General features: G+C 33.6%; 12 protein-coding genes and 2 pseudogenes. 5 read left to right on the top strand and 9 right to left on the bottom strand.

Going from position 1 to position 14,384, the window contains the following annotated elements; all coding sequences use genetic code 11:
- Positions 1-23 precede the first annotated feature (23 nt).
- The 6 genes from cas4 to AB8S09_RS11720 are packed head-to-tail and all read right to left on the bottom strand — an operon-like array spanning position 24 to position 7,324.
- Positions 24-518 (bottom strand): CRISPR-associated protein Cas4, encoded by a 495-nt coding sequence (gene cas4 / locus AB8S09_RS11745; RefSeq protein ID WP_369869186.1) that lies wholly within the window; start codon positions 516-518, stop codon positions 24-26.
- A 17-nt stretch (positions 519-535) separates the two neighbouring features.
- Positions 536-3,121 (bottom strand): CRISPR-associated helicase Cas3', encoded by a 2,586-nt coding sequence (gene cas3 / locus AB8S09_RS11740; RefSeq protein ID WP_369869185.1) that lies wholly within the window; start codon positions 3,119-3,121, stop codon positions 536-538.
- A gap of 21 nt (positions 3,122-3,142) precedes the next feature.
- Positions 3,143-3,883: a type I-B CRISPR-associated protein Cas5b gene (gene cas5b, locus AB8S09_RS11735; RefSeq protein ID WP_369869184.1), complete on the bottom strand. Its 741-nt coding sequence runs from the start codon at positions 3,881-3,883 to the stop codon at positions 3,143-3,145.
- A 3-nt stretch (positions 3,884-3,886) separates the two neighbouring features.
- Entirely contained in the window at positions 3,887-4,825 is a 939-nt protein-coding gene (locus tag AB8S09_RS11730; RefSeq protein WP_369869183.1) for a type I CRISPR-associated protein Cas7, read from the bottom strand.
- A complete protein-coding gene (locus AB8S09_RS11725) occupies positions 4,826-6,595 on the bottom strand; it encodes a hypothetical protein (protein WP_369869182.1) in 1,770 nt (589 codons plus the stop codon). It abuts the gene before it with no gap.
- Between the two features lie 18 nt (positions 6,596-6,613).
- Positions 6,614-7,324 carry a hypothetical protein gene (locus AB8S09_RS11720; protein ID WP_369869181.1) on the bottom strand — a complete coding sequence of 237 codons (711 nt, stop codon included), beginning with the start codon at positions 7,322-7,324 and terminating at the stop codon, positions 6,614-6,616.
- A gap of 207 nt (positions 7,325-7,531) precedes the next feature.
- Here AB8S09_RS11720 and AB8S09_RS11715 point away from each other — a divergent pair.
- Positions 7,532-7,719: pseudogene (locus tag AB8S09_RS11715) on the top strand (winged helix-turn-helix domain-containing protein); the annotation flags it as partial.
- On the opposite strand, the gene AB8S09_RS11710 reads toward AB8S09_RS11715, so the two are convergent.
- The gene (locus AB8S09_RS11710; RefSeq protein ID WP_369869180.1) at positions 7,703-8,938 is read right to left on the bottom strand and encodes an EAL and HDOD domain-containing protein; all 1,236 of its coding nucleotides are present in this window, start codon (positions 8,936-8,938) and stop codon (positions 7,703-7,705) included. The pseudogene AB8S09_RS11715 and the gene AB8S09_RS11710 sit on opposite strands and share 17 nt — an antisense overlap.
- A 200-nt stretch (positions 8,939-9,138) precedes the next feature.
- Positions 9,139-9,249, bottom strand: a pseudogene (locus AB8S09_RS11705) (YvrJ family protein); the annotation flags it as partial.
- A gap of 180 nt (positions 9,250-9,429) precedes the next feature.
- Here AB8S09_RS11705 and AB8S09_RS11700 point away from each other — a divergent pair.
- From AB8S09_RS11700 to AB8S09_RS11685, 4 genes are all read left to right on the top strand, one after another.
- Positions 9,430-10,623 carry a multidrug effflux MFS transporter gene (locus tag AB8S09_RS11700; RefSeq protein ID WP_369869179.1) on the top strand — a complete coding sequence of 398 codons (1,194 nt, stop codon included), beginning with the start codon at positions 9,430-9,432 and terminating at the stop codon, positions 10,621-10,623.
- A 65-nt stretch (positions 10,624-10,688) separates the two neighbouring features.
- On the top strand, positions 10,689-12,080 hold the full coding sequence (locus AB8S09_RS11695; protein WP_369869178.1) for an amino acid permease: 1,392 nt from the start codon (positions 10,689-10,691) through the stop codon (positions 12,078-12,080).
- 23 nt (positions 12,081-12,103) lie between these two features.
- Positions 12,104-12,868 (top strand): serine hydrolase, encoded by a 765-nt coding sequence (locus tag AB8S09_RS11690; protein WP_369869177.1) that lies wholly within the window; start codon positions 12,104-12,106, stop codon positions 12,866-12,868.
- A 30-nt stretch (positions 12,869-12,898) separates the two neighbouring features.
- The gene (locus AB8S09_RS11685) at positions 12,899-13,486 is read left to right on the top strand and encodes a M15 family metallopeptidase (RefSeq protein WP_369869176.1); all 588 of its coding nucleotides are present in this window, start codon (positions 12,899-12,901) and stop codon (positions 13,484-13,486) included.
- A 221-nt stretch (positions 13,487-13,707) separates the two neighbouring features.
- On the opposite strand, the gene AB8S09_RS11680 is transcribed toward AB8S09_RS11685, so the two are convergent.
- Positions 13,708-14,109: a type II toxin-antitoxin system HicB family antitoxin gene (locus tag AB8S09_RS11680; RefSeq protein WP_369869175.1), complete on the bottom strand. Its 402-nt coding sequence runs from the start codon at positions 14,107-14,109 to the stop codon at positions 13,708-13,710.
- Positions 14,110-14,384 lie beyond the last annotated feature (275 nt).

Raw genomic sequence — 14,384 nt, 5'->3', positions numbered from 1 at the left:
ATTTCACCCTCCTACAATCTATTCTAAATATAACAGTATTCATAATAGGCACACTTCCTGCATCCTTTTATTTTTTTGACTTTAGGAGGCATGTCCTCTTCAAACAATTTTTCCATATTGGAGCTCAGCTCTTTTAGCTTCATTTCATTTTCCTCTGTAAGGCTTACATATATTATCTTTTTATCCTGCTTGTTTTTCTCCTGAAATTCAATTTTTCCATCTCTATGAATTCCCTTGCTTTTCAACAGGCTGAGATAGAACAGCACCTGCCATTTCACCGCTTCTACATCTGCATCGGATTTTTTTATCTCAACAAGATAATCCCTTGTGATCTTATCTATCTTCACATTGTCTATGGATATTTCTGTATTCTTTTTTCCCTCGGATTTTAATTCATGGATTATCTTTCCTATGTGAACATCCTCGCTGTTGTCCTCCATGTTGATTCTGCTGCCGTGAAGCCAGCACTGCCTCTTGCAGTGAAAATAATAATTTATAAGCGTACCGTTTATTCTCATGTTAAATCACTCCATAATTACATAAACAAATTTGCCTCGTCAGGAGTTTGTCCAATAAATATCTCCTGATTGAACCTGCCGTCTTTTATGTATTTTTCACCATATGAAATGTAATATATATCTCCAAGCATATCACTGTATTCCTGCGGCATTTTTTTAACTCTATATATAAAATAATTCAACTTGGAATTTATTTGCGACAACTTAACTTTCTTTTCAGCATAATCCATTTTATTTCCCATTATAAGGGATTTGTACTCTTGCCAGATTTGATCCCCATCAAGTACATTATTTTTTTCATCTTTTATTTTCCTAGATAAAAATATAGTATATTTATTCTGATTATAATCATCTATCAACTGCATATGTTCTTTTATCCCTTTAAAATCAACATTTTTCAAAATTTTAATAAAAGCACCATATCCATTATCATTTAACTCCCTCTTAGCTTTCTCGATTTTAGCTATGACTTTTTCATAATACTTCCCAAAATTTTTCTCTTTCAACAACTCCTGGATCTCCCTGCTAGCCAGCGTAAGTTCTTCCTCTTTTCTCACATCTCTTTTATATATAATTTTGCAATCATCCATTTTAAAGAATTTTACCCTGCCAATATTTAAACATGACCTGTTTATTCTTCCCATAAACTGTTCTTCTGCATCCAAAATAGATATGTTTTTATATCCAAGATCCATATCTATATCAACTCCGGCTTCAATAATCTGGGTTGCTATTATAATTATTTTCTTATCCTTTTCTTTTGCCTTTTCTATGACCCTGTTTCTATCTGCTTTATTATCATCAGAAGTAACTATTGCAACTTCATGTTTACAATTTTGAGAAAATTTTTCATTAGACTTTATATAGTCGAAAAATTTATCTGCCCTCGTCTTGAATATGAATTCAACCAATATTTTGTTATTACTTTTGCTTTCATGCTCTATATCTCTTAAAAGATTTTCAAATTCTTTATCTTCATCCTCTCCCAGGTCAATCATTTCAAATTTTACCCTGTCCTTGAAAAACGGATTTTTAAAATAATGATCTCTGTTCTTTATCAAATACACAAAATTGTCCACATCACTGTCCACAAGTTTATTTAATCGCGGCAGCGTAGCAGACATTATTATGATTTTAATATTCAATATTTCTGAATACACGCTCAAAAAATTTATTATTTCCTTCCATATGGAATTTTTATAACTCTGTATTTCATCTAGAATTATCACTGAATTGCACAAATTCACAAGTGGAAATACCTCTTCCCTGCTTGTGCCAAAAAAGGAGTTAAACAGCTTTACGTGAGTAGTTATGACAAAAGGATAATTTATAAAGATCCTGTCTACGAAAGATTTATTATAATCAACCTTTTTACCGGTATTTAAATTAATTATATTACTGCAGTCCTCATCCACATCTTTTATCTTTATAGGAGTTATGGAGTTTATTACTGCCAATTTTTCCTTTATCATGCTGTCATTATTAAATATCTTCATCAATTCATTTTCTGTCTGCTCCACCAGCGTATTGAAGGGAAAAATATAGAATAATTTATTTATGTTTTTATTTGACTGCAGTATCAATTTAGCAAGATTTACAGAAGTTATAGTCTTGCCTCCACCAGTAGGTGCTTCAAGATAATATATATTTTTATCCTGGTTATCCATATAATTTTTTTCACTCTCAATAGTTATCTCTGATCTGAGCTGGTTTATACTTATATATTTCCCATCCTTCACGGGATTTTTCCTATAAGCCTCTATGCTATTAAAAGTACTATAACTGTCTACATCCTCACCAAACTTCCTTTTTAAGCCATCATCTATTATTCCAAGATCATTAATCTTCTCACCATTCATAAACTCAGAAGTGGCATAATAATCCGCTGCTGTAAGGAGGGAAAACAGTAATTTTGAATAGATGTATATAACAAAATCAAGTCTATCATCTGATAATAAGCAGTCCTTCATGTATTTACTGCAATTCTCAAAAGAATTTTGAATTACTTTTTGATCCAATGTATCCATATTTAAATTGGGATAATAGATCTCTTTTTTATGGCTTCTTGAAAACGCCCTTAGCTTTTCTTTATACTCCCCCATGCTGTCCAAAAATCCATGATGTTTTGATATTATGTAGGAATTTAAATACATAAAATATTTCAGATAAAATTTATCATGCCTTTTACATATGTTTTCTATTTTCCCATAGAAATAGCTTACATATATATAGGCTCCAAGAAGAGAATGATTTTTTTCAACAGCTGTATTGTTCTTATACTCTTCATTCAACATTACATTATATTGAAATGCTGGATTTATCTTTCCCATATCATGCATATATATGGTATTCGCAAACATCTCTTTCCACAAATGAATTGTGTCTTCACCTCTATTTTTCAATATACTCCGCTCAAAATTATAAAATACATTATCCAAGTTCTTCTCAGAACATATAAGTTTAAAATAATCATAGGTTGATTTCACATGCCTCATAAATTTTTCTTTGTTGTCTTTATCATTTCTGTCCCTGTGTGCATAAATTTTATCCACATTGTGTATAAAATTTTTAGCACTAAAAAGTTTTACATTATCAAAATACACCACACTCACCCTTTACAAATCTTAAAAAAAATATAGATTTTTATTCATTTCCTCATCTCTGTATATGTGTATGCCGCCGTTAACTGACTCTATATACATATTCGTCTGCGTAAAATCTGAAAACTCATATTGATTTAAATCCCTGTCAAGAGCTACCGGCAGATATTCAGTGTATTTCCAGGCCGTATCCCCTTTTTCATCCTGATATTTGTCTATTTCAAAATATTTTGTTTCAAAAACGCTGTCTATTTTATCCACATCGTTTATTTTTTCAGCTTCAAGTTCACTAACCTCTGTAATATCCGCAAAATGATCATTTGTACCAAGATAAGGTATAAATTTGGCCTTATTATTTTTTATCATATACGAAAACTTCTCTGTATCATTATCTATTTTTACATAAATGAGCCACTCTGGTTCCTGCAGCCACTGTTCTTTTACTATGAGATTTCCTCCACTCTCCTTACTTGCATATCCAACAGAATTATTGAAGGTCTGGACTTTTTTTGTTATATAACCATGTTCATTGAGAGGCACTATTGAAACCTTAGAGTTTCTGAGCTTTTCATAGAATTCAGGATAAACATTATTCTTAAAATCCTGGCTCTGCGCATTATAGCCTCCAAGTCCAAGCACACTTCCAATGATGCCAAGAAGAGCTATCTTGTGTATATTGCCATATGTAAAATAATAGTAAGTATTCACATCCGGCTTTTTAAAAAATGCGGTTTTCCCGGAAAGCTTGAACCTAACTACCTTCATTGTCTAAACCTCTTTTCTTGTAAAGATATTGAATTTTTTAGCTCCTTCCGGCACATTGTTTAATCTCAACTTGTAGTCATTATAATAAACCTCTATGTTTTTAATGTCTTCCTTGATTCCCTGTAAAATTCCATTTAGTTCTGCTGCAAAAGTAATTGAATTCTCACCATTTTCATCTTTATCAAAATTCATAAATTGAGTCAAATTGGGAAGATAAGTTTCTTCATCTGTTTCTATAAATAACGAAAATTCATTTTCACATCCCGCTTTTGCATTGGTATTAAGCGCTGTAGCGCCTATAAGAGCACCCTCTTTAAATTTTCTGTAATCATCTTCCGTATATCCATCCGTCACTCCCATATTCACATAATCTTTATAAGAGATCGGGTTTATATAAAAAGGATACAGATAATGGGCCTCATCACTTACAATCTTTGTACCCAGGGTACTTTGATTTGCCTCTTTTGCTTCTTCATTATCCTTTACTTTTCTATCGCTCCTGAAGGGGGATAATATCTGCTGTTCCTCTGTGCTGGAACCTCCGTACACATTAAATCCCTGACCTATCTGTACAGCTCCTGTAAGTGATATATTATTCCCTTCCTCTGCAAATGTAGCTCCAAAAGACTTTACATCTAAAGCTGAAAAAAGATTCTTTAATATAACTGTACTTTCATCTTTTTTTGTAAGAGTGGTATTAAATACCTGATTATACCTCTCTTCAAGGGATCTTGGCCTTATCTTATCCTTGTCCGTCTTAAACGATTTTATGTAGAGTATTTTTTCTCCGTTATCTTCCCAGTACTTCTTTATACTGTATTTAAGTGCCTTGTCACTTCCAAATATAGATCCGTCGCCTATTGTTTTGGGATAGCCGCCAAAATCAGCATTCCAATTTGCCATAATGGACTTGATACCAATAACACCATACACTCTGTTCATTTAATCTTCCTCCTTGCTCGTATCATTATGTTTTTTATTATTATCCTCGGATTTTTTATATATCAGATTAGGGCATAAAAATCCAGCTATTATAAGATCTTTGTCAATTTCACCTTCAGGTTCATAGGATAGCACCATATAGTACATATTGTTGAATCTAAAGGATGATTGTATTGCATAGTCATACTTTATAAAAAGTGCCCTAAGCTTATCCCTTACGACTTTAACATCTCTGGCATTGATTATAGTATTTATAAAAGAATAATTTTTACTTGAAGATTTGTTTAAGCTATAGAAATAATTCAAAAGCTGCCCTATACAAAAATGATATTCTCTATCGTTCTCAATTTCCACTTCATATTTTTTGTCCTCTTTTATATTTATTTTTCTATCTACATTCTTTCGAACATTTTCAACTACTGCTCCCATTTTCTCTCCCCCTTTTCCATCATTAAAATAGCCAAGTACTGCATGTCTTAAATTAAATTGATTTATTGCCCTGTTTACATTTCCCTTATTTATGGAATTACATAAAAGATATAGTGTCATTCTATTCCAGAATTTACTTACTAAAAGATCCTCTCCTTTATAAAACCAGGTATAAAACCCATACCTATACCTTAAAAGACATTCTTTAACCTTTGCATCATTTAAATTTATGTCTTTTGCATCTGTGAAAAAATTGTTCTCCAGGTACTTGTTAAAAAATATTTCACTTACTTCTCTTTTTAGTTCACCTATATCAGTCAAAATGCTCAGAGACAGTTCAAAATTTTTGCCGATTCCTCTATCTATTATAGGGAAAACCTCTATATCTCTTTTCAATTTATATCTGTATTCAGTTATTGAATCATAGTCTGCAATTTCCACTTCCTTTCCCTTGTTTATTCTCAAGAAATATCCTCTAAAATCAGTCTTCCTATTATCTTTATAATTTACAGCCTCTATATCTTCACCGACATATATATAGTTTTTTCTTTCCGCAGAATAGTTCAACAGACTATCAAATAACTTTTTTTCCATTGAAACAGTACTGGAATCTATGAGTACCGGCAATCTGCTCTTTCTAGTTTTATTATCAAGATAAGGTTTTTTTGAATTCAATCCCATGTTAAAATCCGGCAGCCCGTAAACTTTATTTCCAATTTTAATATTATATTTTGTGCTGTTATAAATATTGGGTATTATGTATCGCTGGCTTTCTCTCTCATAGTTTTTCTGATCAGTACTATAGAATAATTTAAGATAGGTTTTATTTAAATTTAAGCGATCTGCTATTTTATATATGTTTTGTTTTATCCAGTTTCTAATTTTATCTATGAATTCCCCATCTGGCTTTCCATTTTCATTTTCAAATTTTAAATATAATTCCAAACTTTTAGTTTTGCTTTTATATTTAATCTCAGGATTTTTTAGAATATCATAGTATCTATCTATTACCTTCTCATTCAATTTTCCCCTAGTTGAATTTAAATTTTCTTTTTTTACATAAAAAGCATACATATTATTGCTGTGTACTATCTTACCAGGATCAATAGGCTTGTTCATTGAAATAAGTCCGCTTACACAGTCCATCTTTGCAAATTTTCTATACCTATCCTGAAATCTATCTGTCTTTTTGTCCACATTGAATATGTCTATATCTTCTCCCTGATCTTCTAGCGTAAATTTCACATAATCTCCTGGTGATAAAATATAGTTGTCTACAATCAGGGCATCACCGCTTTTTTGATATTCTCTACTAAATATATTGCAGATTTCATTTATCAAACATAATCACCTCCAAAATTATCTAACATACTGGAAATTCATGAATCCACATCCTCTCGGACACATATCAGCTAGGCCTGTTCCAAGAAGCATGTAAGCAATATTTTGAGCATGGTTATTTGTTTCAACACTTAGAGTTACCTTATCCCCAAGAATTCTCTTACCCTTGAAATCAACTGCTATAGGTTTTTTATTATCTATTTTCATATAGTTGAACAGCTTCAAATTTTTGTCCAAACACTCTCCCGTTAAAACCTCATATTTTTTTATACTGGTTGTTCTTATGTATTCAAAAAATTCATCTTCAGTATATCCATTTCTCCAATATATAATCTTTTCACTGCCTGGCATTTTCACCACCAAGGGAGTTATACTATAAATTCTATCTATAGGTCTTTTATATATATTTTTACTCTGACATGTAAGTACTTTTACTTTCGATGTATACTCATTTGCTAAAAATTTTAAAAAATGATCTCTTAATTTAAAGCCTATACATCTCAATTGAAAATTATATATGCATCCTTTTTCATATATTTTAGTTTTCATATTCAACGGATACAGGCTGTTAAAACAATAGTTTTTCATTTTATTCTCTTCATGAAAATTTGTCAAATTTTTATTTTTATAAAAAGATTTGTCGATCAATTTACTCAGATCTTCCAAAGCTTCTTCTACTGTAATATCCTGTAGAATATATGTTTTAACATTTATCTCATGTACTTCCATAATTAGCCTCCATTTATTCGTATTTTACATAACTAGGGGTAATTAACTTATACGATACTTTATTCGATTTTTTTTGTTAAAAATCCTGCACAAAATATAGCTTTTAATAAAACTTATTTAAGTGAAGATATGAAATAATGATCAATAAACATGTTACATCACTTAAATCCGGACCATAAATAAATACTTGGAAGTATACACTAAAATTTCGACAGAACCATAGATGCCCATACAAAGAATTTGAGAAAAAAATAGAGCTTAACAGCAGAGATCCAAAATACATACTCACCGTAGTGAAGATAGGCTATAAATTCAGTATAAGACATATAAATGGATCTGCTGCAAGTATAAATTTAAATCTTGGTTCAAAAACAGAAGTTAAAGTTCCGGAATAGCATCATCCAGCCATTTGATAGATTTGAGGTAGGAAACGGCCAAATCTTCCTTGTCAATATCAAAACAGGATGCCATCATTATACTTTTTTCCCATTCTCCCTTTTGGTATGCAATAACTATATCAAGTATTTTACTGTAATAATTTTTCTCTTTGCCTACCAGTGCACATTTTACTTCCTGCGGAATCACCAGTTCATCTAATATTTCATAGAGAGGTTTTTGTAAAATCACATCCATAAGAGACATAATTCCCGTCAGATATGCATTCATGGGATATTGAGAGCCTTTTTTATTTCTTTCAACCAACAGTTCTGAAAATTCTGCCCTAAATAAAGATTCTATCATAACTACCTGCGGCCTGTCATCACATATGGGTTTCATACATATAAAGTATATCCACTTTTTTACTTCTCTCTCACCCAGCAGCGTCACAGTCTGCCTTATAGAAGTAATTTTATTCTTGAAAAAATATTTTGCAGAATTTATCAATTTCAACATCTCATAAGACAGCGAGACATCCTTTTTTATTAAATTTTCAACATTTTCCACGGAAAATTCACTGGAATTCAATTCCTTTATCAAATTTAAATATATTACTTTATTCACAGGTATTTTTTTACCTTTAATTATCTGGGGTTTGCTAAAATAATAACCTTGAAAATAAGAATATCCCAGAGATACAGCTTCATCAAAATCCTTCAGGGTTTCAACTTTTTCAGCTATAAATTTTAAATTTGGATTTATACTCTTTGCTTTATCTATCACATTTTTTCTTTCTTCTCCCTTTGTTGCAAGGAAATCAATTTTTATACTATCTACAAATTTGAGGAGTTCAACATATGTATTATTGAACACGAAATCATCCAGTACAACAATAAATCCGTTTTTCTTCAAAAATTTACATGAATTTATGACTTTCTCGGTGGGACTTATCCCTTCCAAAATTTCGATTACCACATTTTTAGGAGAAACGACAGAATACAGATCCGACTCCAAAATATTTTCAGTGAAGTTGATAAAAGCTTTCTTATTTCCAACAATCCTGTCTACCCCCATGTTGACTAAAATATTCTGCATAACCCTGATAGTAGCTTTATCCCCATCTTCATAACTCATCTCATATTTATTACTATCACCGCTGTTTCTAAATAAGATTTCATATCCAAAAACTCTTCCTGATTTGTCAATAATTGGCTGTCTCGCTAAAAAAATATCCATATTAATCCCCTTTCCCAATTAAAATATACAATAATCCATAATTGAGATCATATCCCTTTTCGCTTATATTTTGCCGCTTTTTAACCTAAAATGCAGTTATTATAAAATCATTATATTATCGAATTTTCTTTGGAAAAATGAACAAATTCCTCGACATTTAGAAAATTTAATCTAAATACCGGAGAAAATTGAAATTATTTCTATTCTAAATGTTTCATAACGGCTGATATACTCCTTTCAAGCTCCTGCACAGACTTGATAAGTGCATCAAGCTTTGCACCAAAGCTAAAAAGCAGGTATATACTAACTGCTGCGGGAAACCCCTAAGGTACCGATTAAATTAACCAGTTGGTCATACATATATATCACCTTCCCTTTGCCATTACAATCAATATATATGCAGGACAGTCTATTTTTCACCATACATTAATAAGATTTTTTATATTTTTATGTTAAAATTAAATAGTTGATTATAAAGGAGGACAAAACTTATGGATAAAAATTTTCTAAAACTTGCAATAATATTGGGAATCCTGGCCGGACTGGGACCTCTCGTGACCGATTTATATATTCCGTCTCTCCCAACTGTCTCAAATTTTTTCAATGCCTCCACTTCAACTACTCAGTTAAGCTTAACAACAAGTTTACTGGGTCTAGCTATTGGGCAAATTATCATCGGGCCCATAAGTGACAAAACGGGAAGAAGAAAACCCCTTATTCTATCACTGATTATTTTTACACTTTCTTCTCTGCTGTGCCCCCTGACCTCATCGATTTACATTTTCATTCTTATGAGATTTCTGCAGGGACTTGCGGGAGCCGGCGGTATTGTCATTTCAAGGGCCATGGCAAGGGACATTTACTCCGGAAAACTTTTAGTACAATTTTTTTCGATGCTAATGCTGGTAAATGGAATTGCCCCAATAATCTCACCTGTACTGGGAGCCCAGCTCCTGAGATTTGTGAACTGGAAAGGCATATTTTACATTCTCACATTTTTAGGAATTTTACTGTGTATAACAGTATGGATAGGTACAAGAGAAAGCTTGCCATTAAACAAGCGCATAAACGGGAATCTAAAAAATAGTTTTGTAAGCTTGATCTATCTTTTCAAAGATAAAATTTTTATAGGGTACACCTTCATTCAGGGTTTTATCCTGGCAGGAATGTTCGGATACATATCGGCCTCACCTTTTGTCATTCAGGATATATATGGTTTGTCCGCCCAGCAGTTCAGTCTATGCTTCGCCATAAATGGATTGGGTATTGTCCTTACAACACAGATTTCAGGACACCTGGCAAAGAAATTCGCCATAAATAAAATATTAGGGGTTGGATTACTCATTTCATTTTTGGGGAGTTTAATACTATTTGCCATGACAGTTATAAATGGCCCGCTGATTTCAATACTGATTCCACTTTTTATCGTCATATCCTCTGTCGGTACCATAACAACAACTACAGGATCCCTGGCAATGGATCCCAAAGGCGACAATGCAGGCAGTGCATCTTCTTTACTGGGATTTGTTCCCTTTGCATTAGGTGCTCTAGCTTCCCCGCTTGTAGGAATAGCCGGCGAAAAAACATCTGTCCCCATGGGAATAGTGATTCTATTTTGCAATGCGGCGGCAGCCTTGATTTTTATCTTCACCATTTGTAAATATAAAAAACAATTGGATATTTAAGCCTTTCAGAATATTTCATTTATGGAGTATAATTAAAAAAGATACAAATTAAGGGGGTTATTAAAATGTCAAATGATAATAAAAACGAAGATGAAAGATCAGGCTTTAAAAGAGAACTTGGTTTTCCATCAGCTATAGCAATGGTTGTAGGAAGCATGATTGCATCAGGTATTTTTATGGCACCTCAAAATTTAGCTGCAAGTACAAATCCCAAGACTGCAATCATAGCTTGGGCAATTACAGGAACTGGTTCTATTTTCATTGCAATCACTTTTGCAAATATGGTGGCAAAGATTCCCAGAACCGGTGGTCCGGTGGTATATACAAGAGTTGCATTTGGAGAATTTCCATCATTTTTGGTGGGGTGGGCTTATTGGATAGGTGCATGGACATCTTTAGGGGCATTGATAAACGGATGTATAAGGTACCTTGGAAATATAATTCCTGTGATCAGTGGAAATGGAGCAGTTGCTTTCGCTGCAGCATCTATTATACTGTGGGCGATAATTTATTTTAACATAAGAGGTATTAAGCAAGCTGGAAGTGTTGTTGTATTCACTACCATATGCAAGTTGATTCCCCTGGCGGTTTTTTTGATAATTGGATTATTTCATTTTCACCCGGAATACTTTAATACTGTATCCAGCCAAAAAGTATCAGGCATTAATACTTTATCTGCGGCTATTGGAGTCACATTGTGGTCTTTCATGGGTCTGGAAATGGGAGTTTTCCCTGCAGAGGAAACTAAAAATGCACCTGTATTCATTAAAAAGGCCACAATCTTCGGAACAATCTTTGTAGCAATTATCTACATACTGGTTAGCGCTGTCTCATTTGGTATTATGCCTCAAAATCAGCTTGCGGATTCAAAAGCACCGATAGCCGAGATGCTGAATTTAATGACCGGCGGCAGGTGGGGAGGTATATTTATTTCCATCGGAGTTGTCATATCAACATTGGGAGCGGCAACAGGATGTGCCATAGTTACGGCAAGATGTTCCTATGCCTGTGCAGCCAACAAAACATTCCCGGCCGTTTTTAAAAAAATGAACTTGAAATATGGGACGCCAGAAATGTCATTGATCATTGTAGGTATATTAACCAATCTTCTGTTGATCTTAAATTATGTAAAAGGATTAAATGCAGCATATCAATTTATAATGCTCCTGTCTACGATGTCCACTCTGCCGGCCTATATTACAACTGCCGGTGCCGAGATGCTGACTTGCAAAAAATATAGTAAAAATCTAAATATCGGCAATTTTATCGGAAAATCAATTGTCCCTCTTGTAGCTTTCGCCTACAGCTGCTATGCTGTCTACGGCTGCGGTCAGGAAGCCGTATTGTGGGGATTCATACTGATGCTTCTGGGTATACCGTTTTACCTGTATGTTAAAATCGACGAGCGAAATAAAACGGGAATTGACTGTGTCGACAGAGATTTCTTAAACAAATAATCATTTTTAGGGGATGGTAATTTATGAATTCTGAAATTATTAAGGAGAAAATTAAAAACCTTAAAGGTAAAGTTGGATTTTGCTACAAAGATCTGGAAAGCGGATATAGTTTTGGTGTAAACGAAGATGATCCCTTCATTGCTGCAAGTATAATTAAAATACCTGTTTTAATTGAAGCATACAGAAAATTTAAAGAAGAAGACTTATCAAAGAACGAACTTGTCGAGATCAGGGAATCAGACAGAGTTCCATCCTGTGGAGCTGCTGCCTATATACATCCTGGAGCAAAACTTACACTGAAGGATCTCTGCATATTGATGATCATTCTAAGTGACAACATGGCTGCAAACATCTTGATAAATAAATTAAAAATGGACGACATCAACAGTACAATGAAAAAACTCAGCCTGAAAAAAACAAGAGTAAACAGAATCTTATTTGATTCAGATGCCCAGAAATCCGGAAAAGAAAACTACTTTGCACCTGGTGAAATTCTCAGATTATTTGAAATGATGTGGAATGGAAGTTTGATCTCCCCTGATGACAGCAGAGACATGCTCGAGATATTCAAACTCCAGCAGATCAACTACAAGATGCCCTATCTGCTGCCAGAAGACATATGTATCGCACATAAAACAGGCGATGATGACGGGATCACACATGATGCAGGGATTGTATACGCCAAAAGGCCGTTCATATTGTGCTTTGCTTCCAATGAAACTGATGTTAATGAAACAGACGAATTTATCAGGCAAACTACCGAGGAAATATTCAGGCAGCAGTCTTAAATAAAAGCAAAAGAATCAAATGGGAGTGATATGATGATAAAAAAAGTAAATGGTAAAAAGCTGAAGATTATAGATGGGCTGGTTGAAATTACAAAAATAGATCCTACTTTGGCAGTTGACTTAAAATATACAAAAAAGGATAATTTCTTAAAGAAAAGTGTCTACCCGGTTAAGAAAGCTGTTCTTCAGCTTGAAGTTGCAAAAAAGCTTGCAGAAGCAAACAGCGAATTCCATAAATATGGACTTACCATAAAAGTATGGGACGCATATAGACCACTTTCAGTTCAGAAGATGATGTGGAAAATTATGCCCGATGATGACTTTGTTGCAAACCCCTCTCACGGTTCCGTACACAACAGGGGTGCTGCCGTGGATATAACCCTCATAGACAAAAATGGAATAAATGTAGAAATGCCAAGTGATTTTGATGATTTTACAGAAAAAGCCTTTATCGACTACAGCGGTGCTTCTGCCCAAGCCATCAAAAATAGGGAATTTCTTGCAGGAATTATGATGAAACACGGATTTACACGCCTCAAAAGTGAATGGTGGCACTTCTATGGCCCAAATGCTTACAACTATCCCATCAGTAATGTGAAATTAGAAGAATTTTCATAAATCAAAACATCTCACTCTGTCAGCCTAATAACATAATGCGATCCTCTGAGGCCCCACGCAATTAAATACGGTGGGTTTCCAGAGGTATTTTAACTTTTTGTATATATTTATATTGTATTATGAATGCCGCAAGTTTAGCATGTATATTTCTACTCCTGATTGTAAATTATTTGAATCTTGGATTTACGACATTACACCCAAGGTAGGACAAAGTATTATAGCTAGTCAGCGATGTTCAGTTTTTGTTTTACTGCCTCCTGCAGAAGCTGAGAAAAGTTCAGATCGCTTTCTTCTCCCCGGTCCTTCAGCCATTGCGGCACGGTCACAGTAATGTTGGCAGTTTTATTGCTTATTTGTGTCCTTACCAACTTCATATCTGCTATGATAGGCACAACAAAGTCACCTCCAGCAACTTTAATTTTTTCTGGCGGAGTAGGTTGGGGAATATCGTCACTATCTTCTTCTATACAATACATATGGAGTTCTAGTGCATCCTTTGCCATTGCAAGAGCCTCGCTCAAATCATCTCCCTCGGTTATACAACTCGGCAAATCCGGGAAATATATTGAATATCCACCTTTCTCACACGGCTCAAATACTGCATAATACATATATCTATCCATAGTTTACCTCTTTTCTAAATATTTAAAAAGCAGCTTCAATTCTTTACTAGGTATTTTAAAACATGGGAACTGCAAAATGATAGCTGGAATGTTTATCTGGTTTCAATTCCTAATTAGGTATTCTAAAACGGGAGTTCCGAAGCAATTTGGACATCTTTTACCACTGTTTCAATTCCTCATTAGGTATTCTAAAACTAATTTGCATTCTGAATTTTCTTCCACAAATTTCTGTTTCAATTCCTCATTAGGTATTCTAAAACTTAGCAGTGCTTTCA

The organism is Clostridium lapidicellarium, assembly GCF_041224415.1.
GTDB lineage: Bacteria > Bacillota > Clostridia > Clostridiales > Clostridiaceae > Clostridium_B > Clostridium_B lapidicellarium.
Note: the sequence above shows the minus strand (reverse complement) of the source record. Positions and strands in the feature narration are given on the sequence as shown.

What these genes read in the sequence shown, in the direction of transcription:
- cas5b (WP_369869184.1), bottom strand. Translation starts at nt 3,883, where the DNA reads ATGAAGGTAGTTAGGTTCAAGCTTTCCGGGAAAACCGCATTTTTTAAA.
- AB8S09_RS11690 (WP_369869177.1), top strand. Translation starts at nt 12,104, where the DNA reads ATGAATTCTGAAATTATTAAGGAGAAAATTAAAAACCTTAAAGGTAAA.
- AB8S09_RS11685 (WP_369869176.1), top strand. Translation starts at nt 12,899, where the DNA reads ATGATGATAAAAAAAGTAAATGGTAAAAAGCTGAAGATTATAGATGGG.
- AB8S09_RS11710 (WP_369869180.1), bottom strand. Translation starts at nt 8,938, where the DNA reads ATGGATATTTTTTTAGCGAGACAGCCAATTATTGACAAATCAGGAAGA.
- AB8S09_RS11680 (WP_369869175.1), bottom strand. Translation starts at nt 14,109, where the DNA reads ATGGATAGATATATGTATTATGCAGTATTTGAGCCGTGTGAGAAAGGT.
- AB8S09_RS11720 (WP_369869181.1), bottom strand. Translation starts at nt 7,324, where the DNA reads ATGGAAGTACATGAGATAAATGTTAAAACATATATTCTACAGGATATT.
- AB8S09_RS11695 (WP_369869178.1), top strand. Translation starts at nt 10,689, where the DNA reads ATGTCAAATGATAATAAAAACGAAGATGAAAGATCAGGCTTTAAAAGA.
- AB8S09_RS11700 (WP_369869179.1), top strand. Translation starts at nt 9,430, where the DNA reads ATGGATAAAAATTTTCTAAAACTTGCAATAATATTGGGAATCCTGGCC.
- cas4 (WP_369869186.1), bottom strand. Translation starts at nt 518, where the DNA reads ATGAGAATAAACGGTACGCTTATAAATTATTATTTTCACTGCAAGAGG.
- AB8S09_RS11730 (WP_369869183.1), bottom strand. Translation starts at nt 4,825, where the DNA reads ATGAACAGAGTGTATGGTGTTATTGGTATCAAGTCCATTATGGCAAAT.